The 25,437-nt window shown below is 36.0% G+C and carries 25 protein-coding genes, 1 pseudogene and 1 riboswitch; of the genes and pseudogenes, 13 read left to right on the forward strand and 13 right to left on the reverse strand.

Annotated elements, in window-relative coordinates:
* Window positions 1-100 precede the first annotated feature (100 nt).
* Window positions 101-1,474: a sensor histidine kinase gene (locus tag NYE73_RS22895; RefSeq protein WP_259950500.1), complete on the reverse strand. Its 1,374-nt coding sequence runs from the start codon at window positions 1,472-1,474 to the stop codon at window positions 101-103.
* A complete protein-coding gene (locus NYE73_RS22900) occupies window positions 1,471-2,139 on the reverse strand; it encodes a response regulator transcription factor (protein ID WP_115673124.1) in 669 nt (222 codons plus the stop codon). Before NYE73_RS22900 ends, NYE73_RS22895 begins: the two co-directional genes overlap by 4 nt.
* 424 nt (window positions 2,140-2,563) lie before the next feature.
* Here NYE73_RS22900 and NYE73_RS22905 point away from each other — a divergent pair, with 424 nt between their 5' ends.
* Window positions 2,564-3,439 carry a LysR family transcriptional regulator gene (locus tag NYE73_RS22905; protein WP_259950499.1) on the forward strand — a complete coding sequence of 292 codons (876 nt, stop codon included), beginning with the start codon at window positions 2,564-2,566 and terminating at the stop codon, window positions 3,437-3,439.
* A gap of 56 nt (window positions 3,440-3,495) precedes the next feature.
* Here the strand turns inward: NYE73_RS22905 and NYE73_RS22910 are convergent, their stop codons facing one another.
* Window positions 3,496-3,936, reverse strand: a complete 441-nt coding sequence (locus NYE73_RS22910) for a VOC family protein (protein WP_048394038.1) — start codon at window positions 3,934-3,936, stop codon at window positions 3,496-3,498.
* A 332-nt stretch (window positions 3,937-4,268) separates the two neighbouring features.
* On the opposite strand from NYE73_RS22910, the gene NYE73_RS22915 reads away from it, so the two are divergent.
* Window positions 4,269-5,114, forward strand: coding sequence for an aldo/keto reductase (locus NYE73_RS22915; protein WP_016992626.1), 846 nt, complete (start codon window positions 4,269-4,271; stop codon window positions 5,112-5,114).
* 55 nt (window positions 5,115-5,169) lie between these two features.
* Here the strand turns inward: NYE73_RS22915 and NYE73_RS22920 are convergent, their stop codons facing one another.
* Entirely contained in the window at window positions 5,170-5,553 is a 384-nt protein-coding gene (locus NYE73_RS22920) for a winged helix-turn-helix transcriptional regulator (protein WP_016992625.1), read from the reverse strand.
* Window positions 5,554-5,663: 110 nt separating this feature from the next.
* On the opposite strand from NYE73_RS22920, the gene NYE73_RS22925 reads away from it, so the two are divergent.
* From NYE73_RS22925 to NYE73_RS22945, 5 genes are all read left to right on the forward strand, one after another.
* On the forward strand, window positions 5,664-6,848 hold the full coding sequence (locus NYE73_RS22925) for an MFS transporter (protein WP_259950496.1): 1,185 nt from the start codon (window positions 5,664-5,666) through the stop codon (window positions 6,846-6,848).
* Between the two features lie 158 nt (window positions 6,849-7,006).
* Window positions 7,007-7,957: an ABC transporter substrate-binding protein gene (locus tag NYE73_RS22930; protein ID WP_259950494.1), complete on the forward strand. Its 951-nt coding sequence runs from the start codon at window positions 7,007-7,009 to the stop codon at window positions 7,955-7,957.
* Between the two features lie 74 nt (window positions 7,958-8,031).
* Window positions 8,032-9,603: an AraC family transcriptional regulator gene (locus NYE73_RS22935; protein ID WP_259950493.1), complete on the forward strand. Its 1,572-nt coding sequence runs from the start codon at window positions 8,032-8,034 to the stop codon at window positions 9,601-9,603.
* A 114-nt stretch (window positions 9,604-9,717) separates the two neighbouring features.
* A complete protein-coding gene (locus tag NYE73_RS22940; RefSeq protein ID WP_233732235.1) occupies window positions 9,718-10,122 on the forward strand; it encodes a hypothetical protein in 405 nt (134 codons plus the stop codon).
* A gap of 81 nt (window positions 10,123-10,203) precedes the next feature.
* A riboswitch (SAM riboswitch) is annotated at window positions 10,204-10,309 on the forward strand.
* An 89-nt stretch (window positions 10,310-10,398) separates the two neighbouring features.
* On the forward strand, window positions 10,399-11,136 hold the full coding sequence (locus NYE73_RS22945) for a cyclase family protein (protein ID WP_048394025.1): 738 nt from the start codon (window positions 10,399-10,401) through the stop codon (window positions 11,134-11,136).
* A gap of 30 nt (window positions 11,137-11,166) precedes the next feature.
* On the opposite strand, the gene NYE73_RS22950 is transcribed toward NYE73_RS22945, so the two are convergent.
* Window positions 11,167-11,763 (reverse strand): DedA family protein, encoded by a 597-nt coding sequence (locus NYE73_RS22950; protein WP_036079620.1) that lies wholly within the window; start codon window positions 11,761-11,763, stop codon window positions 11,167-11,169.
* Window positions 11,764-11,824: 61 nt separating this feature from the next.
* Entirely contained in the window at window positions 11,825-12,598 is a 774-nt protein-coding gene (locus NYE73_RS22955) for a Cof-type HAD-IIB family hydrolase (protein WP_054549687.1), read from the reverse strand.
* A 322-nt stretch (window positions 12,599-12,920) separates the two neighbouring features.
* On the opposite strand from NYE73_RS22955, the gene NYE73_RS22960 reads away from it, so the two are divergent.
* From NYE73_RS22960 to NYE73_RS22970, 3 genes are all read left to right on the forward strand, one after another.
* Window positions 12,921-13,604: a DUF2225 domain-containing protein gene (locus NYE73_RS22960; RefSeq protein WP_016993422.1), complete on the forward strand. Its 684-nt coding sequence runs from the start codon at window positions 12,921-12,923 to the stop codon at window positions 13,602-13,604.
* Between the two features lie 22 nt (window positions 13,605-13,626).
* Window positions 13,627-13,980, forward strand: coding sequence for a hypothetical protein (locus NYE73_RS22965; protein WP_016993423.1), 354 nt, complete (start codon window positions 13,627-13,629; stop codon window positions 13,978-13,980).
* A 139-nt stretch (window positions 13,981-14,119) separates the two neighbouring features.
* Window positions 14,120-15,532: an erythromycin esterase family protein gene (locus NYE73_RS22970; RefSeq protein WP_112116832.1), complete on the forward strand. Its 1,413-nt coding sequence runs from the start codon at window positions 14,120-14,122 to the stop codon at window positions 15,530-15,532.
* Between the two features lie 49 nt (window positions 15,533-15,581).
* Here NYE73_RS22970 and NYE73_RS22975 read toward each other — a convergent pair whose 3' ends face one another.
* From NYE73_RS22975 to NYE73_RS22985, 3 genes are all read right to left on the reverse strand, one after another.
* Window positions 15,582-16,757, reverse strand: a complete 1,176-nt coding sequence (locus NYE73_RS22975; protein WP_066037942.1) for a DUF4272 domain-containing protein — start codon at window positions 16,755-16,757, stop codon at window positions 15,582-15,584.
* A 1-nt stretch (window position 16,758) separates the two neighbouring features.
* A complete protein-coding gene (locus NYE73_RS22980; protein ID WP_259950492.1) occupies window positions 16,759-18,060 on the reverse strand; it encodes an SMI1/KNR4 family protein in 1,302 nt (433 codons plus the stop codon).
* A 184-nt stretch (window positions 18,061-18,244) separates the two neighbouring features.
* Window positions 18,245-19,075, reverse strand: coding sequence for a MerR family transcriptional regulator (locus tag NYE73_RS22985; RefSeq protein ID WP_009370580.1), 831 nt, complete (start codon window positions 19,073-19,075; stop codon window positions 18,245-18,247).
* An 86-nt stretch (window positions 19,076-19,161) separates the two neighbouring features.
* On the opposite strand from NYE73_RS22985, the gene NYE73_RS22990 reads away from it, so the two are divergent.
* Window positions 19,162-19,629 (forward strand): GNAT family N-acetyltransferase, encoded by a 468-nt coding sequence (locus NYE73_RS22990; RefSeq protein WP_048394017.1) that lies wholly within the window; start codon window positions 19,162-19,164, stop codon window positions 19,627-19,629.
* The gene (locus NYE73_RS22995) at window positions 19,616-20,959 is read left to right on the forward strand and encodes an MATE family efflux transporter (RefSeq protein WP_048394015.1); all 1,344 of its coding nucleotides are present in this window, start codon (window positions 19,616-19,618) and stop codon (window positions 20,957-20,959) included. Before NYE73_RS22990 ends, NYE73_RS22995 begins: the two co-directional genes overlap by 14 nt.
* Window positions 20,960-21,001: 42 nt before the next feature.
* On the opposite strand, the gene NYE73_RS23000 is transcribed toward NYE73_RS22995, so the two are convergent.
* From NYE73_RS23000 to NYE73_RS23010, 3 genes are all read right to left on the reverse strand, one after another.
* A complete protein-coding gene (locus NYE73_RS23000) occupies window positions 21,002-22,033 on the reverse strand; it encodes a S66 family peptidase (RefSeq protein WP_259950490.1) in 1,032 nt (343 codons plus the stop codon).
* 225 nt (window positions 22,034-22,258) lie between these two features.
* On the reverse strand, window positions 22,259-22,792 hold the full coding sequence (locus NYE73_RS23005; protein WP_048394011.1) for a GNAT family N-acetyltransferase: 534 nt from the start codon (window positions 22,790-22,792) through the stop codon (window positions 22,259-22,261).
* Between the two features lie 65 nt (window positions 22,793-22,857).
* On the reverse strand, window positions 22,858-23,910 hold the full coding sequence (locus NYE73_RS23010; RefSeq protein WP_048394009.1) for an AI-2E family transporter: 1,053 nt from the start codon (window positions 23,908-23,910) through the stop codon (window positions 22,858-22,860).
* 422 nt (window positions 23,911-24,332) lie between these two features.
* Here NYE73_RS23010 and NYE73_RS23015 point away from each other — a divergent pair.
* Window positions 24,333-24,685: pseudogene (locus tag NYE73_RS23015) on the forward strand (RidA family protein).
* Between the two features lie 89 nt (window positions 24,686-24,774).
* On the opposite strand, the gene NYE73_RS23020 reads toward NYE73_RS23015, so the two are convergent.
* Window positions 24,775-25,356 carry a TetR/AcrR family transcriptional regulator gene (locus NYE73_RS23020; protein WP_048394004.1) on the reverse strand — a complete coding sequence of 194 codons (582 nt, stop codon included), beginning with the start codon at window positions 25,354-25,356 and terminating at the stop codon, window positions 24,775-24,777.
* Window positions 25,357-25,437 lie beyond the last annotated feature (81 nt).

Here is a 25,437-nt window from a genome sequence, read left to right on the forward strand (position 1 = left end):
CTTTAACTATCTTAAAAAGGGAAGTTTAAAAAAAGGTATGGGCTAAGTTTAAATTTTGTTTAAAAAATCATTTCTATCATAAAAAAAATCTGCGAAGCATTTATTTCTCAAGCTTCGCAGATTTTTTTATGATAATTTTAGTACCAGAGTGATCGGAATGGATATCCCATTCAAGATGCATGCCCTTTATCATGACATCAACAATTGACAAGCCGATTCCGGCTCCCTTTGCATTCGACTCATTTTTCATCCCTTGACCATGATCCTCAACAATAAATGCTGTATAACACGCCGTCGATTCGGTTTTCACACTTATATATTTACCACTATTCGCGTGGCGCAGTACGTTTTGGAAAATATTATCAAATATTCTCCCTAACCATAATGGATCAACACGCCATTCAACAGGTTCAAATGACTGTAGCTCAATATCGATTGTAAAACCTTCTCGCTCGAAAACTGGATACCATGTCGTTAGATGTTCCCTTACAAATCGGATAACATTGATGTCTTTCGGTTCAAATTTATATTTACTTGCCATAAGCAGTGTGTAGGACATCAAATTTTCAATTAAAGCATCAATATTCACTATGGATGTGTCCATAGCCTTTAATGCCTGCTTCCCTTCCTCAGATAACGCTTCTTTGCTAATTGTATAGGATTGAGCTCTTACCTTTGTTAAAGGTGTCCGTAAATCATGTGATAAATTAGCAATCAGTTCACGTCTTAGCTGTTCTTCCTTCTGTTGACGTTGTTTACTGTCTCGCAGTTCACAAACCATTCTGTTAAAACTATGCTCCAATTGCCCAATCTCATCTCGTTTTTTCACCTGAATTTCAATGGGTAGACCATCTACATCACGTATTTCCATAGCCTCTTGCAGATGTAATAGTCTTTTTCGAATTCCCTTGAAAAATAAAAGCGAAACTACAATAAAAAATAAAATAACTGCAATAACACCAAAAAATAAAAAGTTACCATAGTTATCATAGACCTTTATAAGTGGAGGATTAAATGCTACCCTTGGAATCTCTAATACAATAAAGCCATTTGATATATCATCACCTAAGAAGGCAATAACAGTAAATGGATCATCTCCATAACGTTCTTTTATAAATTGAGTTGTATAGGCTGGTGTCCACTTTGCTGGTAACTGATCCTTCACATTCCATGTAGTCAGTAAGTTCCCCTCTTCACTTACCCAAAACATAGAAGCCGTAGGAAATTGCTCTTGCCACTTTTGAAATAACTGCGTAATCGCATCATCTGTTGCATTGGTCATATTTTTAGCCTGTGCATGCCATTGCTCTTCAATATCACTTTCTACAAGTACTCCACTTGAAAAATCTCCTGTCCCTGTCTTTGTAATGCCTAATACGAAAATAGCAACACCCAGATAGGAGATTTGCACAATAGATATGGCTAATATAATAATGAGCATATATTTCGCTAATAATGATCGAAAAAATTTCATTGTTTCACCCTATAGCCAATGCCTCGGATTGTTTCAATAATCATAGGCTTTGCAGGATTGATTTCTATTTTTTCTCTTAAGTAACGAATATGCACCATGAGTGTTTTATCACCTTCTATATAGCTCTCACCCCAAACACCCTCATAGAGTTGTTCCTTCGTTAAAATTTGATTTAAATGACGAATAAAATACTGTAATAAATAAAATTGTTTTCCTGTCAAAAGAATTTCTTCTTCATCAATCGTATTGATTATTTGCATATCTTTCGTATCAATTTTAAGGTGCTGCAATGTCAGTACATCATCACTTTTTTGATATCTTCTTAATAATACTTCCAGTCTTGCTACGAGCTCATCAGGGTGAAATGGCTTTGTTAGGTAATCATCAGCAAAATGCAGCCCTTCAATTTTATCTTCAACAGCTGTTCGTGCTGATAACATTAGAATTGGCAGGTCTTTATTTTCCCGTTTAATTCTTTTACCTAAGGAAAAACCGTCCAATCCAGGTAGCATCACATCCAATATAGCAATATCTTTTGAGTTAATATGTTGCTCAAGCCCCTCCCCTGATTCCAGCCATGTCACGTCATAACCTCGTTCAGTTAATTCCTTGCTTACCCATTGTCCGATTTCTTTTTCATCTTCTATGTACAATATACGAATCAATGTTCAACCTCCTTGATACATTTAACTAAAATTAGAAATTTATAATTTCCATACATGGTTATTATAGGGGAACTGTTATTTATTTTCTTAGGAAATTCAAAAACGTTGATTTATTGAAAAAAGCAACTAATAAAAGTTGCTCTTTTATAGTATACGTTGCTACTTTATCAACTGCTTCAAATTCATTTAGAAAGGTGTAGGGAATCGGTATTACAAGGCAAGCCCCAAAGCATGCAAGAATCATATACTCCTAAGTTGAATTATTTTTTCATCGACGTTGCTCGCTTCACATTTAGGTGCTTGAAAAAAGAAACTTTACTTCTTTTTTCTTTGATAAATATGCTAACATGGCCCTAACTATATTAAAAATATTAGAGAAATATAATTTACTTAGGTTTTACCTATAATAGAGGGGTGTTTATGTTTGGATATAAGACAACTACGCTATTTTATAGCAATTGTGGAGGAAAAAAAGATTTCTGCTGCGGCTGAAAGGTTACATATTTCTCAACCACCGTTAAGTCAGCATTTAAAAACGATGGAGGAAGAACTCGGTTCAAAGTTGGTAGAAAGGAGCGGCAAGTATTTTGAAGTAACTGAAGCGGGAAAGACATTATACAAATATGCGTTGCAGGTTGCACAATTAATGGAAGAGGCAGAAGCAGAGGTTAAGGATATTGGATTAGGCCTTCATGGTCGATTGACATTGGGCATTAATACATTTTCAGTAATTGAGCTACCTCAATTACTACAACAATTTCAACAATATTATCCAAAGGTGACTTATAAAATTCAACAAAACGAATCTTCTTATCTATGTAAATTAGTAAGAGACCGTATTGTAGAACTTGCCATCATTCGCTTACCTTTAGAATTAGATGATTTCTCTGTTCTTCATATGTACACTGAACCATTTTACTTTATACAATCCAAAAAATTCGACTTCTTAGAACACGATGTATCTTTAGTTGACATACAAAATCCAATCCTTTTACCAAGCACTGAAGGCTTAGGCGTACATTATTCGATATTAGAAGCATTTTCTCGCTTCCAGTTGCAGTCCCACATTGTTGGAGAATGCTCAGATACGGCACTGTTAATGAACTTGATTGCTGCTGGCTTTAGCTCCTCTATCGTACCTGAAACTATTTTAAAGCAATATGGAGATTTACCACTTCATACATACAAAATTCCATCAGCAGAATTATCCACCTCAGTAGGACTCGTATGGCTGAAGAATCATTATTTATCTAAAGCCGCTCAAAACTTTGTGGATTTAATGAGGAAGTATTATTGTTAACGATTAATAAAAAAGAGAACAAATTAGAAACGTTAGTTTGCTCTCTTTTTGAACAGTTATTGAATAATCAGCATATCATTCTCATCAAACTGCCACATGTCGCCATAGGCAACTTCCCAATAGTAGCCATTTGGATCTTGAAAATATCCACTATAGCCACCCCAAAATACAGTTACGGGCTCCTTAATAATTTCTGCACCCGCCTTTTTTGCTAATGCAAAGACTCGATCTACTTCTTCTTTTGATTTACCATTATAGGCAAGCGTGATTCCACCAAAGCCTTGGCTAATTTCTGGTGGATTGGATTCATTAATATCTTTGACTAAACGTTCAATTGGAAATAACGATATTTTTGTTCCTCCATTATTAAAGAACATGACATCGGGATTCGTCTCCTCTCCGTATACCACCACTTCAAAACCCAGTCCCTCTCGATAAAAATTTAGAGATTCCACCATATCTTTAACACCTAATGTAATTAAATTTAAACGATTCATCTTCAAAATCCCCTTTTTAAAGTATTACTACTTTAATTCTCTACCGAACGTATATTTCCTTTTATTACCGCAAGAAAAATATTTGTTTAATTGTCTCCAAAGCCTTTTGTAGACTACTCGATATTTTTTACTAGTAGTTAAGACCAATCAGGTGTGACATTTTTATTTAATCGTTCATCATCAATAAATATTTTTATTCCTCTAATCATTGCCAGCTCACAAAAGTTACCTCTACGTTTCTATGACACAAAAAAGTACGTACTTTTTTTGAGAGTTTATTAGCAGCATAATGAGTAAGCAATCCAATAATCACAAAACATGGAGGACTAAAAATGATTACTCATTTACAAGATACAATCACTTTAAATAATGGCCTACAAATGCCTGGTATGGGTTTAGGGGTTTTTCAAGTAGAAAATGACGCTACTGCAGAAATGGTTAAAAATGCTATCGAGGTTGGCTATCGAAGCATCGATACTGCTGCTATTTATGGCAATGAAGCAGGTGTAGGAGAAGGTATTAAACAAGCTCTAGCATCTACTGGCTTACGTCGTGAAGATTTATTTATCACATCTAAAGTATGGAACGATGGTTTAAGCTATGATGAAACAATTGCAGCATATGAAGAGAGCCTAAAAAAATTAGGATTAGATTATTTAGACCTTTATCTAATTCATTGGCCTGGTAAAGATAAATATGCTGAATCGTGGAAAGCACTTGAAGACTTATATGAACAAGGCAAGATCAAAGCAATCGGTGTATGTAACTTTACTGTGGCACACTTGGATAACTTATTATCATTTGCTCATATTAAACCTGTTGTGAACCAAGTGGAATTCCACCCACGCTTACAACAAGTGGAGCTTCGTTCATTCTGTGACAAGCACCAAATTCAACTTGAAGCATGGGCACCTTTAATGCAAGGTGGACTTCTTGAAGATGAAACAATTTCAAAAATCGCAACAAAATACGGAAAATCAAATGCTCAGGTTATTTTACGCTGGGATGTACAAAATGGAGTGATTACAATTCCAAAATCAGTACGTAGAGAGCGTATGATGCAAAACGCTGATATCTTTGACTTTACTTTAACAGACGAAGAAATGGCATTAATCAATGAGATGAATCGTGAACAACGTGTTGGACCAAATCCAGATGAATTTGACTTTGCTCTATAAGCATTAAAAAGAGGAAAGAGACTGTCTTGTATATGACAGTCTCTTTCTCCCCTCATTATGATGTTTGCTGCATGGCAATATCATCATCACGTTGTTTTAACAGTACATCTTCACCTTTATCCTGTAATAATTCAACATGTTTTTCACCCCACGTACAAAGCATGTTCAGAATTGGTTCCATTCCTTGTCCATAGGCTGTTAATGAATATTCAACTTTTGGTGGTACTTGATTGAAGACCTTTCGATTGATTAACCCAGCCTGCTCCAGTTCCCTTAATTGGTTTGTGAGCATTTTTTGTGAAATACCTGGGATCAATCGTCGAAATTCATTTGTTCGAATTTTACCATGGTGGTTTAAATGACAAAGAATAACTGGTTTCCATTTACCACCAATAACTTCTAGTGTAGCTTCAACACCAATATTATAAACTTTTTGCATCGTAAACCTCCTGTAATATCCAAAAGTAACTAAAAGTACTCTACATATCTTTTTGGTATGTATGAATATTACTACACATAATAAAAAAAATCAAAGGAGATAGTAGTAAAATGTCAAAATCAAAAAAGCCAAATGCTAAACTTACCTTACTAGCACTTGCTATCAGTGCATTTGGTATAGGGTCCACTGAATTTATCAGTGTCGGACTTTTACCATTAATTACAGATGACTTTGGTATTTCTCTTAGCACAGCTGGCTTAACCGTTTCTATATACGCACTAGGGGTAACTGTTGGGGCTCCATTATTAACAGCCCTAACATCCCGCCTTAGTCGAAAAACCGTATTATTGCTTGTCATGTCCATTTTTATAGTGGGTAACCTAGCAGTCGCTTTAGCTCCTAATTTCGCTTTACTATTAATCGGACGTATTATTTCAGCATTAGCACATGGTGTGTTTATGTCCATCGCTTCTGTTATAGCAGCAGATGTAGTGGAACCAAATAAACGAGCAAGTGCTATTGCCTTTATGTTTACTGGCTTAACATTAGCTACTGTAACAGGTGTCCCACTCGGTACATTTATTGGACAAGTAACGGATTGGCGTATGTCATTCATTTTTATTGTTGTCATTGGAATTGTCGGTTTAATTAGTAATGCAATGTTAGTACCTAGCCAATTATCGAAAGGCAATCCCATCTCTATTCGTGATATTGGCAAAGTATTAGGCAATATTCGAATGATCTTAATACTTTTCATTACCGCAATTGGATACGGCGGTGCTTTTGTTGTCTACACATATGTTTCACCTATTTTAGAGCAATATATGGGGTATTCCCCACATACAGTCGTCATTATTCTAGTTGTCTATGGTATTTGTGTAGCTATCGGTAATACTCTTGGAGGTCATTTTGCTAATCATAATCCACTACGTTCCATCTTTATTATTTTTGTTGGACTTGCATTGGCATTGCTTGGCATTGGCTTTACTCTTGAATCACCTATTATGGGATTAATAATGGTGCTGACAATGGGATTGTTCATGTTTATGAATGTCCCAGGATTGCAGCTATATGCTGTTCTACTATCTGAAAAATATATACCATCAGCAATTTCAATGGCCTCAGCATTGAATATTTCTGCTTTCAATATTGGCATATTTTTAGGCTCATATATCGGAGGCTTTATTATTCGCCACCAATCGTTGGCGCATACGCCTATATACGGATTCCTGATGGTTATGCTAGCTGCAATTGTTACACTTTTATGGTTACTCTTCGATAACAAAAAACAATAACTCTCTGAATTTCATTTTGTATAAAAAAGTAGTAGAGAATGTGTATTGTTTGTTGATATGTAGTATCCTATAATTTACTTGAACCAAACGAGAATGATTATCATTCTAATTTAAGGGAATACCCTTACTGTTTTAGTAAATCTGTAGGAGTGAATAAAATGCGTAGAGGTCGATATTTTTCATTTGTAGTTTTCTTTGCACTTATATTCGTCTTAGGTGCCTGTGGCTCAAATGAAGTAAAAGAGGATACAGCTACAGAAGAACAATCATCTAAAGATACAAGAATTGTAGAAGACGAGTTTGGAAAAGTAGAAATTCCTACAAATCCACAGTGTGTAGCTGCTATCTATTTGGAAGACTATTTAACTGCTTTGGATGTAAAACCCGTTGTGCAATGGTATCACCCATCTTGGGGAAAACAGGACTATTTAGGATTAGATGTTCCTGAGTTCGACATTACTGGTAGCATGGAAACATTATTACAAGCCAAGCCTGATTTAATCATTGTAGATGGTGCCGCGGACAAGGCAAAGTATGATGAATACTCAAAGGTAGCGCCTACTTACCGCTTGAAAGAAGATATTCTACAAGATCCACGTGAAATTGCGAAAACAATAGCTGATGTTTTAAATATTTCCGATAAAGCAAAAGAAATGGTTGATCGATATGAGCAACGTGTTTCCGATTTAAAAGCAAAACTAGATGAATCAATCGGAGACGAAACAGTTGCTGTTGTACGACTAAATGTAGCAGATAATACATTAGCGTTATTTGGCATTAAAAATCGCTACTCTGGCTATATTTACACAGAGGCAGGCTTAACACCACATCCATTAGCCCGTGATATGACAGAGTTTCACGAGGTTTTATCAGAAGAGGCTATCACGGAATTAGATGCGGATCATATCATCCTTTTCCCTTCAAACGGAACATGGGAGTCTAAAGAAAACCAAGAAGCCATTAAATGGTTAGATAGTACACTATGGAAAACACTCCCTGCTGTAAAAAATGGGCATGTTTATATTGCTGATCGCACATATTGGCAATCTGGCGCAATCACAGCCAACTTGCTAAAGTATGATGATTTAGAGAAATGGTTCGTCAAATAATTTTCCAAAGAAAGCTCTTAATGAGGGCTTTCTTTGTGTTGTTCTGCCAATTCAAAAAAAGGGGTGAATTATCAATGGGTAACTTAACACATGTTTATACGTTACAAAATATCTCTTATTCAATTCAACCGTCAAAAAAGTTATTGATTAGTAGTGATTTCTATACACTTTTCATCGTAATGAATGGTAGCGGAAAGCTAGAAATAGATCATGACATCATTCATTTTAGTGAAGAAAAGTGCATATTGATTCCGCCAAATAACACGGTTAGTATCCACATTCAAAGTGAACACCTTTGTTTTTATCAGTTACAATTCAACATTGTCAATCTCAGCAATAGTCAAAATTCATATAGTCATTTTACAAGTATCAGCGAACGACATCTTCTCCCCTTTTCACAATGTCATAGACTGCTAGAAGTCATCTATCAAAACCGGTTAGCGGAGGATGAACACACGATTTTTGAACAGCATGTACACTTTCAAGAGCTGATGTTATTACTCTTACATCAAACCATACCCAAGCAGATGCAAAAAAATGATCGACAATCTGTTGAGCAGTCCATTAACCATTTACATAAACATTTTGAAAAAGAGTGGACGGTTGAGCAGCTAGCACAGCTAGCTGACGTACCAAGATGGAATTATACGCGCATTTTTAAAGATATTACGGGACAAATTCCTCTTCACTATTTAACTAAACTTCGTATTGAAAAAGCTAAGCATTTATTAATGACAACAAATGATCGAGTATTTGAAATTAGCCAGTCTGTCGGATTTAATAATGAGTATTATTTCAATCGTCGCTTTAAGGAACATGTCGGCATCTCTCCAGGACAATATCGAAGAAATCAAAGCAGCCATATACGTGTATTTGCACCATTCTTAGAAGATTTCTTTGTTGCGCTTGGGATTACGCCAATTGCTCAATTCAGTCATTCAAAATGGGGAAAACAAGACTATTTAGGTCTACAGAAAGTGCCAGATATCGATGTACAAAATAGAGAAATGGATCGACTCTTTTACTATAAGCCAACTTTAATTATGTTAGATTCTGGTGTAGAGCGTTGGGAATCCTTTCAGCACTTAGATGAAGTAGCCCCCGTCTGCCATCTTTCACACCCTGGAGAAAATTGGCAATCTACTTTATTTAAAATTGCAGATCTAACAGGAAAAACCTCCTTGATGCAAGACGTAATCCTACAATATGAAGATAAAGTACAACAAGCAAAAGGAATTCTTAGCAAATCTGTTTATGGGCAAAGTGTAGCATTTCTCCGTATTTCAGCCATTGGTATTACTCTATATGCGGGTCCTGAATGTGGCTATACGGGCCCCATTTTATATCGTGACTTAGGTTTAATGCCACATTCACTAGTATGGAGTATTCCGCACAATCAACGTAAAGCACAACTGACATTTGCTCAATTGTTGCAATTAGATGCTGATCATTTATTTATTACCTTTGATAAACAACATTCCATTTATGAAAATGAGGAACGTGCTATTTTAAAAACTCCTACTTGGAAAAACCTAGCTGCCGTTAAAAGCAACTGTGTCTATGAAGTAGACTTTTTAACATGGATGAATTATGGCATTTTATCACATAGTAAAAAAATTGATGATGTCTTAAATGTACTTGGCTAAAAGGAAGCTTACTTTAGCTTCCTTTTTAAATGATTAGGACAAACATTGCACTGCTAATAACACCGAAAGCCGTTTTGCTACATAAGATAGGATATCAGTTATAGGATAGGAGGAATGACCTTGTATTACAATCCTTATCCGTATTTTGTGCATCCCTATCATTATCCAACATCGCCTATCGCTAATCATTTTGCCATTAGACCCTTTTCGCAACATCTAGCAATGCCGACCAATAATCCTTTTCCACCTGTCGATACACACAAATTAAAAGCTTCAGCATCACGGATAAAGGCGATGATGCAGCAAGCCCAATTACTTACGGATAAAATAGATAGCTCCCAACAATTCGCACATGATTTAATGAATGCTGCTCAACTTTCAAATAAAACAGAGGTTGAAAAATTAATCACATCAACAGGCATTACGATGAAATTTGAAACAAACTATACACCAGACAGTTTTAGAATACGTCTTATTGATAATGATTGTTGTGGAGTCACCTTAAATTTGAATTGGTGAAAATTCCTAGTGAACTTGTAAACTATAAAAAACTATGCTAAAGTATTTGTATTGTTATTTCTGAAAATTCTTATATTACTTTTCTTATCAAGAGAGACGGAGGGATTGGCCCGATGAAGTCTCAGCAACCAGCTAACAGTATGGTGCTAATTCCAATTGGCAAAATGATCAGCCTTGAAGATGAGAAGAAGAACTACCGTTGTTGCAGCAGGAGTCCTCTTCTATTAGGGGACTCCTTTTTATTTACAACTATTTTTACAGAAAGCAGGGAAATCGATGTCTAATGAACTTTTACAAGCATTGCAATTATTAAAATCGAAACAGTGGGTTGACTTAACACATACATTCGGCCCTAATTCACCACATTTTTTTATGTTTGAGGACGCTAAATTTGAAACGTTATTTTCTCATAAGGACGGTTTCTTCGCTCAACAATTCACGTTCCCTGGTCAATATGGCACACATATCGACCCACCCATTCATTTTGTGCGAGATACTCGCTACTTAGAAGAATTAGAACTAAAAGAGCTTGTTCTTCCCCTTGTTGTTATTGATAAATCACAAGAGGCTGCGAGCAACCATGATTTTTCATTAAGTGTTGAAGATATTCTTGATTTTGAGGACAAGCATGGAGAAATTGAAGCAGGAACATTTGTAGCATTACGCACAGATTGGAGTAAGCGCTGGCCAGATAAAGAGGCTTTCAGTAATAAGGATGCAGATGGACATAACCATATCCCTGGCTGGGGTTTAGAAGCTTTACAGTTTTTACTAAAAGAACGCAAGGTAAGCGCAATTGGTCATGAAACTTTCGATACGGACTCTGCTGCTGATTTTCGTAAAAATGGCAAGCTAGATGGCGAATATTTTGTACTTGACCAAGACACCTATCAAATTGAGCTAATGACGAATTTAGACAAGCTACCTGCGAAAGGCGCTATCATCTTCAATATCGTACCTAAGCCAGAAAAAGCATCTGGTTTCCCTGTGCGCTCATTTGCTATTTTGCCATAACATAAAAGTCGGTATAGCGTATACCGACTTTTATGTTTGTCCATTTCTTTTTTTGAATAGAAAGTAAGCAATGAGCATCCCTACAATAAATAAAAGGATAAGATAGATACTATAATGAGTCAGATAGTATCCAACAAATCGCCATTTCTCTCCAAGCATCTTTCCTAATGATATAAATGTGAACGTCCAGATAAATGCCCCTGTATAGGCAAAAAGCGCAAACTTTCTATAAGGATAATTATTAATAGCCGCAATATACGCTGTCAAATGGCGTACCCCGGGGATAAAATAGCCAATTAATAATAGGGTAGGTCCTATTTTTGTAAACATCTTTTTCGTAAAGTCAATTTTTTGCTCTGTAATATGAATTTTAGGCCCATATTTCTGCAATAACGGTAAGCCAAAACGATAACCAATATAGTAGCTTAAGGTAATGCCTCCAACCGCACCAATCATTGCACTGACTAAAGCAGGAATATGTTCAAGACTTTCTCGGTAAACACTATAGCCTACATAAGTTAGAAACACCTCATCAGGAAGTGGCACCCCTACAATACCTCCAATTAGAATCACGATAATTCCAAAGTATCCGTAATGTTCAATTAGAGACTGCACGTGATGTGCCATAAATCATCCCACCTAAAATTTATTAAAATCTACCTGCTATATATAGTGTAGCCTCAGCGCTCTAAATGACTTGAAGCTGACGTAAAGCAAAATTGATACCGCCATCCGTAGATGTCTTTGTAACAAAATTCGCAACACTTTTTAGAGCTTTACTACCATTTCCCATGGCAATTCCTACTCCTACATATTCCAACATGTCAATATCATTATCCCCATCCCCAAAGGCAATCGCATTCTTAGGGTCAATATTGAAATGATCAAGCACCGCTTTAATAGCTATAGACTTCGAAACATCCTGCTGTAATACATTCACAATATAAGGATGCCAACGCTGTAAAAATATATTCGAAACTTGGCTAGTATATCTTTTTTCAGCCAGCTCATCCGCATATAGACACATGAGAAAAACCTCTTCATCTACAATTTTTTCATTTATATGTGGAAAATCCCGTAAAGATAAAGTTTCTTGCATCGCTCTTAAAGCTACTGGACTTTGTATGCTATTCATGGATAGCTGCTCTGTAAAAAATGTTAGGCTATGCTGCTGTTCCTGTGCAAACGCCTGTACATTGTGGACAATTTCTTTGGCAATCGGAGTTTTATGTATGACAAGATCCTTATGTTTCACATAGGCCCCATTTGCAGTAATAAAGGTTTCAATCCCCAGCGCTTTTAACTCATAGCACATAGATAAGGGTCTTCCAGTAGCCGCTACAAGATGGATTCCTTTTTCTTGCAATAGCTGAATAGCTTGTTTTGTACTTTCTTCCACACAGCCATCCTCGTAATTAATCAATGTGCCGTCTACATCAAAAAACACGATATTATACTTCATTTTGAGCACTTCCTTCATAGTCATTTAGAACCAATTTATAATTTTTCTCCCATGAAATATGTGAAAGTATTTTGACAAACTTTAAGCAAACTATATAACTTCCTTTTGCACCACCGATAAAAACTATTACAAGCGTATTTATAATAATATTTAACTAAAATTTCCTTGAATATTTTTATTTAATAATTCTAAAGGAGTATACCAAAGAACACAAAATTGTTAAAATAAAAGATAATATCTTAAATACATTGAACGATAAAATCTTACGTATAAATAGAACAAAAGAAATAAAATTTTAGTGCACGCAAAGGAGTTGATTCTTATGGCATTTAACATTTACTACTATGAAAGTAGTGTGGATTGTAAATTTTGCAAAAAGCAGTTTACAACTTATAAAGTTCGCCCTAATCGATATAAAATTATCGAAGAACAGACGGATTTCATGCCTGTTTACGATGGCCTAAACCCTTTGCTATATGAAGTTGCCGTATGTCCACATTGTGGTTATGCCTACCATAAATCTATGACACGGACATATGGACCTTTCATGCTACTCATTGATGAACTATACATTAAAGAGCTCCAGAAACCTATGGATATCTGTCAGGAACGTACAATTGATGATGCCATTATCAGTTTTAAGCTCGCCTATTTAGTATCCCGTGCATCAATGGAAGAATCTCTTTTAATGGCGAATTTCGCTTTAAAAATTGCTTGGCTCTATCGATTAAAAAAGGACGAAGAATCCGAAAAGCGTTATCTTTTTGCAGCTAGAGACTTTTATAGTAAATCCTTTGCCTCTAATCAAGAAGGTGGAGAGAGAATTCAGTTTTTACATGCTGAATTAAGCCTTCGACTTGGTGATATTCCTGAAGCAAAAAAAGGATTTTCACGCTTAATCGCTGATCGAAATGTTTCGCCAAAATATCGCAAGCTTGCACGCAATCGTTGGGAAAATTATAAATATGACGAACAACCCATAACAATTAATGAAATCATTAATTAATGGGACGAGGAGATGATTAATTATGTTGCTATTTCAAAAGAAAATTGATGTGAGAGAAGAGGATATATTTTCAGAGCTACATCATTTTTTATTAAGAAAAAATAATCGCTACCTAACAAACGAAGAAGTTGTCGCTCTAACAGGCGTATCATCTGAGCTGCTTTACAAATGGGTAAAAGCAGGAAAATTAAAGAACTCCATTTTTCCTAATTTAGGGGCTCCATGCGAACGATGTGGACAGATTACGCAAGCTAAAATTTGCGTGAGCTGCTCTTCCTCCATTGTTGGGACATTAAAACAAGAAGAAAAGGATCGTGCATGGTTTAACCAAATTCAACGTAACCATGTAAGAGCAAGTACGTATCACTATAAATAGCATTCCAACATCTCCATCAATTGGAGGTGTTTTTCTTTTTTACATACTAAATTTAAACTAATTTTAAACAAATTCTTCCTAAACTTTAAACTTGCCTTTCTATAATTAGTATCAATATAAAGTGAAGGGCTGATAATTAATGAGGAAAGCTAGGAAACATAAGGTTTTATTAAGTTTTGCACTGGCAAGTTTAATGACAGTAAGTGGAGTAGTAAATGTCTCTGCTGCTGTCCCTGTAAATGAGCAGATTATTAAAAACGATTCTGCTGTCAAACAAGCTAGGACTTCTAATGAAACATTACTTGATTGGAAAAAATGGGCGAATGACCATGCATACAGCCTGTCATCCATCCAGCCTGAAACGTTTGACGGACAAAAAATTCCCGCCAACAAATTTGACGATTTAGAGATGCTAAAACCTTTATTACATGATAAACGTATTGTCTTTTTAGGGGAAAGCTCTCATGGAGTGGCGCAATTCAATCTAGCGAAAACACGTTTAATACAATTTTTACATCAAGATATGGGCTATAATGTCCTTGCCTTTGAAAGTGGTATGGGTAATGTGATGAATGCTCAAGGACAAATTGATAAACAAGCAGCTCTACAAACAATGAAGGATGCCATTTTCGGCGTTTGGTGGACAAAAGAAACTTTGCCTCTGTTTGACTATGCAAAATCGACTCAAGCAACAGAGCAACCTCTTGTACTTACTGGCTTCGATATTCAACAGCAAGGAGCATTTACGAACGGAGATTGGCTGCAAAACCCTAAGTTGGCTCAGCAATTCAATGAAGCTGAGAAGCAACTTGCTGAATGGAGCTCGGGAAAAGATTTGAAGGGCTATCAAAAAGTAAAGGCTACTATAATTGATGTATATAAACAGGTACAATCACAAATACAATTCAAAGAAAAAGAGCTACAGGCAGCTTATCCAAAAGAGCCTCATATTGTAAAACTAATGGATCGCACTCTAGCAGATCGTATTCGACTAGCAGACGAATATATAGAGTTAACAATTCAGTCCAATATCGACATTGAACAAAATAATATAGAATCATTTTTGCAAACTATGGAATGGCGAGATCAAGCGATGATGGAGAACTTACTTTGGTTAGCTGAAGAGGTGTACCCAACAGAAAAGTTTATTGTATGGGCTCATAACGATCATATTCGTAAAGCACAATCGGATGTAATGGGATCTCCTTACCCAGTTAAATTAATGGGGGAACGTTTACCTGATATCTATAAGAAATATAGCTATGTATTAGGTCTATACATGACTAGTGGAGAGACAGCTAATAATATGGGAGAACCTATGCCTGTTTTACCTCCTGTCAAAGGATCTATTGAAGATATTCTGTCTTCAACAAATAAACCTTACACATTCATCGATTTACGCAATCGACAAAATGAACGAGGCAACTCATGGATGTTTGAACCACGCTTATCCTATAGTTGGGGAATGATACAGGAAAGTCTTGTTCCGCGCGAACAATACGATGGTATACTTTTAATAGATCAGGTGAATAAACCAACTTATATCAAATAATCTCTCTTATTAAACAATAGCAAACTAGATTTCCTAGTTTGCTATTATTTTAAGTATCCATCGATATAGTATCCCATTCTTCGCCTTGATATCCAATCATCCAAAATAAGCCTCTCCGTCTTTCCATCACAACACTTTCATTTAATGCTAAAGGAGCTTCTTGTCCATTGATGCGGCTATCTACACAAGCCCAATGTAATCTGTAAATTTTATCCGCCTCATCCACTATATCTTCCTTACTGCGCAGTACCGTTTGACCATAAAATTGCTCAAATGTCTCGCAACGAGAAACTACTTGAATTGCATATTCACAATCACATACATCGTCAGGGAAATTTAGCTCTTCCACAAGTCCCAATGCCCAAATAAGTGTCCAATAGGCTTCATATTGCCATGATATATTGACCGCTTCTTGAGCACCAGGATGCTGAGCCTCAAGAAAGAATTTTTCATGCTCCGTTAAAAATTCATGCACCTCATATGTGTGTAGCATATTGGTAAAGAACTCTCTAGACTCCTCAATATCACCCTTCTGTGCTACATCACAAGCGAATTGAATAACAATCAACAGGGCAACTGCTCTTCTTGCAATATCCTCTTGGCTTTTAAATTGAAGATTTTCTACTGGTGGTAGCTGAGGAAGCGATGCCGCATAAGGTATGTTCTTCTCTTTTAAAAAGGCTATCGTTCTAATTTTTCGTGCCTCTCCCTGTGCTGATGTGACCTCTTGTGCATGTATCTTTCTTGTACAAGCATGTGGTTGAAAATCAGATGGACCTGATTCTCCATTAGGATAAACAATAACCATACCGTTCTGATCCAGCAAAGTACCATCTGATAGGAAACCAATCCCCCCTATGCTTGCTAGTAATTTTATAAATTGCTGCATATGGTCTTCTGTCATCTCTTTGTTCATTTCGATTGCAACGACAGTATTGAGCACTGATATTTGAATCATTATGCGTTCTTTTAGCTGTTCATCTTTAAATGGAATTTTATCGTAAAAGCCCATCATCCCAGGTATATTTTTTACAAAATAATCAGGGTGCGTATCTTCAGTTAAAATATTTATGGAGCATCTATATTTATTAAATAAACCTCTTGATTTTAATAAATATTCGTTATCATCTTTTTCAATAATGAAGCTTTTTGCCAACACATCGGATAGTTTATCCTGAATATCATCTGTATCATTTTTGGAAGCAAATATCGTAAAATGGTTCAATCTATTCTCTCCTTAGTCGCATATAGCATTTTAATAACCAATTTTCCAAACAACTAAGCGCTTGGCTAAACAGCTGTTTATTTTTCCGTAGCACCTCATGTTCAACCCAATACGCCAGCAAAGGACGCCATTTTTCTTCGTCTATCATAGTTGTTGGTGTAATTCCCCGCTGTATCATCTGACAAACAGCTCGGATGGATGTTAGCCTCTCTACTTCGTTGCCATTTAACCACTCGTATAATGTCTCTGCACTTGGTTGTGACTCAGCTAAAAGTGTATCCCACCCATCAATAGGAAACGTGACATAGGATCTCATCCAGTCTATAATATTTGGATGGTGAAATTGGCGTAGACGATATAGGGCAGTATAGGCATCAATTCTATCTTTTTCGATATCCATTAAGATAAAAGATTGTCCTTCATTAACTGGCAAACAATGTACTGTTACATAATCACGCAGCCAGTCAGGTACGTCATTCTGTCCTTGCCAAAGTTCTCTCGCCCAATTTCCCGACTCACTCGGACATATCTTGACTAAAATTTCACTCCACGCCTTTTGTTCTGATTGAGATTGAGCTCGCTCTAACTTATGTCGAAGTGCCTGATACACCTGTACTCCATCAAAATGCAAAAATGCCTCCTGCACGCTTGTTTTTTTGACACCATGCATGGAAACATAATGAAGTAAAGATGCTAAGCTGGATTGAGCCTGCTGTAAATTAGAGCTTAAATATTGTTCTAGCCAAGTTAGCCATAATTGTGAGCGATACAATTCAATATCCAATCCATTTTCACTACAAAATTGACGATGCTGGCCGCAATCTACGCCAATACAGCCTAAAGCCGTCATATTATCAACGTACGAATGAAAGCTGGCAGCCAGCAAATCAAGCTCATCTTCTTCATGGCTCCAATACCAAACCGTTTCGTCGTCAAGCTTAAGGAGAAGGGCATCTCCATTACCGGCCGTAAAAAATTGTAAATATTGCTGTTCATACGATTCATCATTCTCTCCAAAGTAAGGAAAGTCTAGAGCTTTTAGGCTCCAGCCAAATTCACCAGAAGGCGTATCTAGCAATTCAGTGGGAAGTATCGCCTCATCTGGTAATGACCAGTAAATACTTACTTGCTTTGAGCAATTTTGCAACAGTTGACGAAACCCATTAGGGATTTGTACACCAAGTCTTTCCTCAACCTGCTGTAACTCTTGCTCGGTAGCGACTGGCCGCATTTCAATCGGATGTACACAAGCTCCCTGCTGCTTCAATCGCTCTACTAAATGATTCCAACGCTCAATCCACATTGTCTCTAACCTCCATATAAGGCTCATGTGATGTCATACTTCTTATTTATCGTCAGGAAATCATTTACTGATTAGGCTAACTTTAAACAGAATGACAAAATGCTATTATTTTACTGCCATCTAAACCTTCGTATATGATAAATGTCTCAGCTATATTCATTCTTTTCTATTACGTCTTAATGAATTATTTTACTTTCTTTACTTCCATCATAATTTTGGTTACATACTCTTCTTCTCGATTTTTCATTACGGCATCATAAATGTATTCCTCGTATACATACTGACCTAGCTCATAACCCTTTTCATGCATGACATTAAATAACCGTGTGTATGTCTCACCAAGTTTTGAGGAGGGGCCTACATGATAACCAATCACAAATTCACCTTCTATCGCCTTAAAATAAGGATGCCCTTCTCTTGGATGAGGCTGCTCAATATACAAATAACTATAGTTATCGTAATTCCCAGCTAACACTTGCTCTCTTCTTGTTATCCCTCCAATGGGATACCCCGTATCTAATTGAGAGCGATCCAATTCCTCAATAAAGTCAGATACAGCCTTCACAAACTGCTCTTCTGTAGAATTCTCAATATTTTTACTCAAATATAATGTATCTTCAGGAAAATACTCAATCGTGATGTCCTTAAAATTTAGATGCAGTGCTTCCTCTGTCATTTTGATTTTGACATCAATAATATTCTCAATCATTTCTAGTTCTCTACGCTTCTTCGCAACATGCTCTTTTTGTTGGTGCATCAATTCTAAAAAATTTTCAGGTGATTTCTCTGCCATATAATGCTGAATATCCTTTAAGGACATCCCCACTGCCTTTAATAATTCAATAACACCGAAAAAATCATATTGAGCAAGTGAATAATACCTATAATCCTTACTATCTTTCATGATGGGAGATAATAAACCAATTTGATCATAATAAATAAGTGTCTGTTTATTCACCTTACATAATTTAGCAAATTCACCAGTTGTAAAATACTTTACATTTTTATTAAGCATTTTTTGAGTTTCCTCCCTTGACTATATAGTTACTATATACTTTAGATTGTACCTATTCAAAATAAAAATAGAAAGGTTTTGACATTATGTTCACGGAGATTCGTGACATTACAGCTTTTAACAAGAAAGAAATTTTAGCATTACGCATCGCTGACAATCAGCAACATTTTATTGAATCTACAGAACAATGCTTAGCAGAGGCGGAAATGGATCGACGCTTTACGCCTTTAGGTCTGTATAAAGATAACACCGCTATAGGCTTCGCTATGTACGGCTTATTCCCTCATGATGATTACAGTCAACGAGTATGGCTTGATCGCTATCTAATTGCAGAACAATACCAAGGACAAGGTTTGGGAAAACATTTTTTACAGCAACTTATTCAATATTTAACAGTAAAGTTCAACTGTCTTCAGATATATTTAAGTGTTTATGACAATAACGCTGTAGCTATCCAGCTGTATAAACAATTTGGTTTTATATTTAATGGTGAGCTAGATGATAAAGGGGAAAAAGTGATGGTTTTGGAGGTGCATGGTTATGACAACCATTAATCCAATTGAAACAAAGCCACTGAAACCATTATTTTTATCATACTTATTCCCTGCAATGATCGGGATGCTTTTAATGTCCGTCAATATATTGGTAGATGGCATTTTCGTTAGTCATGGCGTGGGACCTACAGCTTTAGCTGGAGTTAATATAGCTGTTCCTATTTTCTCTATTTTGCTTTCTATTTCTCTATGGATTGGCATGGGAGGAGCTACTCTTTTCTCGATTTCTCTAGGAGAGGGCAATAAGCAACGTGCCCATCAACTATTTACATTGGCGTTTTCTACAATGCTAGTGGTTGTGATAACGATTATTGGATTTCTCGCGTTAAATCTAAAGGACATTTCTTATATATTCGGAGCGAGCGATGATACGTATCCGTATGTGCAGGAATATTTACATGTAATTTTGCTCTTTGGGATATTTTACACAATTGAAAATTTATTAAGTATTTTTATTCGGAATGATGGCAACCCAAAATTGGCTATGCTGGGCTTAATTACAACATCGGCTTTGAATATACTCTTAAATTATGTTTTCATCTTCGTACTAGATTATGGTGTGACTGGCTGTGCCTTAGCGACAGCAATAGCTACAATTATAGGTACGTCTGTGCTATGTCTTCATTTTTTCCGTCCTCAATCTGAGTTAAAATTTGTCACTTCATTTTTAAATCTATCAGATTTGAAAAAAATTTTTGCTATAGGTTTACCTAGCTTTATTGTTGAAGCTTCCGTTGCAGTTATCGTTATTTTGTATAACGTTACATTTTTACATTATTTGGGTGCGAATGGCGTTACTGCCTATGCAATGGTCAATTATATCCATACTGTCTTGCTGACTATTTTCCTTGGAGTCGGTATGGCTCTACAACCATTAGTAAGCTATCACCACGGGGCAAGATTACTTGAAAGATTAACTGCTTTATTGAAAATCGGTTTAGCTACCGCATTTATTTTAGGATTAACAACTGCTCTTATAGCTCTTCTTTTCCCTTCTCAATTAATGGCGTTATTTGGAGATAGCTCATTTGAAATTCGCAGTATGGCAGCACAGGGCTTTGTACATTTTGCCATTGGCTATGTATTTTTAGGGATCAACATGGTGTTCGCAGAATTCTTTCAATCCATTGAAAAAATTCGTATTGCTACAACAATTATGTTACTACGTAGTATTATCTTATTTATCCCTACTCTCATCATACTACCCAAGATACTTGGCTCGCAGGCTATTTGGTGGACCTTCCCAGTAGCAGAAGGAATTACAGCATTGCTTATTTACTTGTTCATTAGGAAAAATCCAAGAACCCTTTCATCTCCTGACCATGCTTAAATGAAAGGGGGCCTCATCAAGGTCCCCTTTTAATATGTTTGCCTAACAAAATTGCATTTTTAGCGTACCTCTTCCTTCTTCTACTATTATTTCCCCAACTGCTCCATTCACTAGAATTAATTGAGGGGGGACATGTCCAATATCTACTTCATAGAAAACTGGTATTCCCATCTCGTCAAAAATATCCCCTAATGCATCCACCAATGTAAAGTCCCCTAGATTTTCATATAGTCCTGCTCGCCCGATTAGAACACCATTACATTTATTGAACCAACCATTATACTTTAATTGCCACAAAGCTCGGTAGATTTTTGCCGCATCCATACCAACACTTTCTAAATACCATATTGTTCCTTCCTCAGAGCAATATTCGTTAATAAATGATTGAACGTAATCGAAGGGCGTACCTATAAGAATTTGCAATGTATTTAAACAGCCACCTATCAACCTACCTGTCATACGATTACTACGCTCTTGGTTTAGGACTTTCCATTCGGTTTCACTGTCAAAATAAAATCCTGTAGCAGGATTTTTATAAACTTGCTCCCAGCTCGATTGAAAATAGTGAGAAGAGCTTTGAGTTATTGAATGACCAGTCTTACATGTAATTACGTCTATCCATTTAGAAGAAAGTTCATCCCATTGAGGTGCAGATAATTCAGTAAAATTCACCCCATGTGCGGATGCGTACCCCGTCATGGTTGTGTATACAAAAGATAAAGTACTAATATCTGAATACCCTAATATCCATTTGGGTCCCGCTTTTTTTAATTCGTCCCAATCGATTAAAGGTAATAACTCCATTAGAAAACTGCCTCCCCACGGTGGCATGACGACATCTATTCGCTCATCTAATAAATAGTCCATAAGTTCAGAGACTCGCTTTTCTTTTGTTGTACTTCTACCTTTAAGCTGCGTCCAGGTAGTATTTCCAATAATAACTTTCATTCCTCTTTGTATTAATTGTTTTTCAGCTTCTGTTATTAATAGATGAAGATGCTGTTCGACTCCACTAGAGGGTGCTGTCACGCCAATCGTAAGAGGCGTTTTTAAAGTAGGATATTGTATTTTCATTTACCATCTCTCCTTTATGCCTGCAAAAAATAATTGTTTTACAACAACAAGATGATTTTGGGTCTCTTAATTAGTTTTGCTATATCAGATTTAGAATGCATTTTAACTAAAAATACAGCTATGAAAGTTTCAACACTATTTCTGTCCTTCACACACAGAAATTTTTACCAATTATACTTGTGTTCAGAAAAAAAACCAACACAAAAATCTGTGCTGGTTAAATTTCTACTTTTGAATTTTCATATATTCATCACGCAACAGACTCATAATGATTTCATCAGAAAATGTATTATTCATAAACAAGGCCTGCCTCAAAACACCTTCTTTTTTAAAGCCGACCTTTTCATAGGATTTAATTGCTCTACTATTGTGTGAATATACCTGTAATTCTAAGCGATTCAGATTTAGCTCCTCAAATGTAAATCTTTGAGCAAGCCTAACTGCTTCTGAACCCATACCTCTGCCACAATTCTCTATATTATGTAAAGCTATACGGAACACTGCCTTTTTATTATCTAAATCAACCTCCATAATCGCCAAATCACCAATTACCTGATCATTATCAACTAAACAAATAGCAAAATCATAGCGAGAAGAATCTGCTTTAAAGCGTTTGATCGCCTCTTTGATTTGTTCCTTTGTTAAAATATTCCGTGTTCCTGTCATATACATGATTTCTTCATTTTGAAAGCATCTTATAATACTATCACTATCATCTTCACGTATTTCTCTTAAATAGACCTGTTGACCTTTTATCAATATAAACACCTCTTGTGCATTAAATAAGGAATCATCATATATGTAGATGATTCCTTTGTTTGGAACTATTCCATTTGTTTTTCAGTGTGTACCTTTACCGATTTCTTCGCAGGGTCTTCCGAGGAGGTTACACCTAGAATATCAAGCAGGAACATAAATAGTGGAATACCTATGATTAGTCCCCATACACCAAGGAAATGCTCAGAAAAGAGAATGACCATAAATGTATAGAAAATCGGTAAATCTGTTTTGGCAGACATAAGCTTTGGATTTAAGAAGTAAGCTTCAATGGCATGTAAAACCATGACAATAACTAAAATATAGACGATGTACATCAAGCCACCAATGCTATATGCGATAATACTTAATGGTATTAATGAGATGATAACTCCTGCGACTGGAACTAAGCCTAAAATAAAGAGCATAATCCCAAGTGCAATCAAATGTGGGAAGCCCATAATAGAAAGGGCAATGACGGATAACACACAGTTAACAGCAGCAATAATAAATTGTGCTTCAATTACTTTACCAAATGAGCGGATGAATATTCTTGAGAAATAATGAAGCTCATCGTAAAGCGGCCCAATTTTACTATCCTTAAACTTAGCTGTAAACTCAATAATACGATTCTTTTCTAACAAGATGAATAAACTCAAAATTAGAGAAATCAATATTTGCATAATGATTTTACCAATATTCGTAATATTTTTAAGAGTTAAATCCACACCTTGCTCTAAATATTTCCCGAGCTCTATTTTCTCAAAAGTCGGTGCTAAGTATCTCGCAATCTCATTGTCATCTGGATCAAGATTAAAACTTGCAATGAGGTCGAAAAGCTGTGTGATCTGCTGGGTCACAATTGGTAAATATTTGTAAATAACAGCTACAATACCCGCAACAAGTAAAAGGTATAATGTTACCGTCACAGCTTTTTCATTCATCGGCGTATATTTTCTTATGCTTTTCGTTGTCTTCGTAGTAAGCTGGTTCATCAAATAAGTAATAATAAACGTAAGTAAAATTAGATTGATCATACTACGCATTAAGTATAATGCAAGAGCAATCCCGACTAGAATAATAAAACGCTTAAATCCATTACTCCGAAAGAAATTATTCATTTATTCACTCCTTCTACAAAACGGCCTCGCTGCCTCTGCTACCTAGGGCTACACTATAAAATTGATTTATAACAATACGCATCATTCTTATGTAAAAATTTCCCTCTCATTTAATGAGTATAGCCATCTACCTTCAAAATAAGACGAAATGTATGTTTCTTTTAGAAGTGTCTGTATAAAACCTAAGGCGGGGTTGAAGTGAATTGTATGTCTTGTCAAATTAAAAAGTCGATACTCTTATCCTTTGTGAAAGCTTTACCAGCGTATTAGCCAAAATTCTATAAATCTATTATAACCCTTTAAACCAGCATATCCAATTTGTATGTTCTTTTATAATGGTATTTGTATAGAACTTTTATCAACTATTACTTTATGCTATTTTGATTAGAGATATAAATTAAACAGAGACAAGGACTGATTCTATGAAAATTGCGAGAAACCCTCAGAACATTCATCCACCCGTTGCTCCTTATGTTCATCAAATTGAGGTGACGGGACCTCAGAGATGGTTAACATTATCAGGACAAATTGGCATGATAGCTGATGGATCTATACCTGAAGATGCAATAGCTCAATTGAAGATAGCACTTGAAAATATTAAAAGAAATCTAGATAGTGCCGATATGGAGGTTCAAGATATTACAAAGCTCGTCTTTTATTTAGTGGGGGATATGGATGCTATTCAACGTAAGGAAATTATCAGTGACTTCTCGTTGCACTCGCTACGCCAGCTTTAAAGGTTGAGATTGACGCATGGGCTTGTAAGGAATTATAAATTCATCCTATGTTTTATAAACTAAATTTGTGCATTTTTTTCTTATTTTTTCAATACCCCTTTAGCAACGCTAAAGGGGTATTGCCTTATTATTTAAGTAATGTCAGCGTCGTTGCAATGGCATTATCAACAAACGAGCGTTGTGGCTGCGATTTCAGCATAACTGTTAACCCTATTAACGCAACAATTAATGCTTGCGCTAAAGACTTTGAATCCGTGTTCGCCTCTAGTTCTCCTGATTGAATTCCCCGTTCAATTGTCTCCTGAAAAATTACTGATAGATAGAGTTGATGCTCTCTTGTCAAAATCTCGAACTTCTCATCATGTGGAGCTAATTCAACCATTGTATTGATACAAAAACAGCCATTACTAAGATCTTTTGTATATTCAGCAGTAATCACATCTTCAAAAAATATAGAAAACGCCTGTTTTACAGAGGCATAACTTTGAAGTTTAGTCCGTATTTCGGATGCGCGAGTTGTCGTATATCTACGAAGTGCCGCTTCAAATAGTTCCTTTTTATCCCCAAACGTTGAATAAATACTAGGACGCTGAATCCCCATTCTAGTAGTAAGATCACTTAAAGAAGTTGCTTCATACCCCTTCTCCCAAAATAATTGCATTGCTGCCTCTAACACTTTTGCCTCATCAAATTCCCGAGTTCTTGCCATTATAGATACACCCCCATTAGGAAAAAATAGTAAGTTAATCATTAAATTTTACGATACTAAACAGTATGTAATTATTTTATA

Origin of the sequence: Lysinibacillus sp. FSL K6-0102, assembly GCF_038003545.1 — a bacterium.
GTDB lineage: Bacteria > Bacillota > Bacilli > Bacillales_A > Planococcaceae > Lysinibacillus > Lysinibacillus capsici.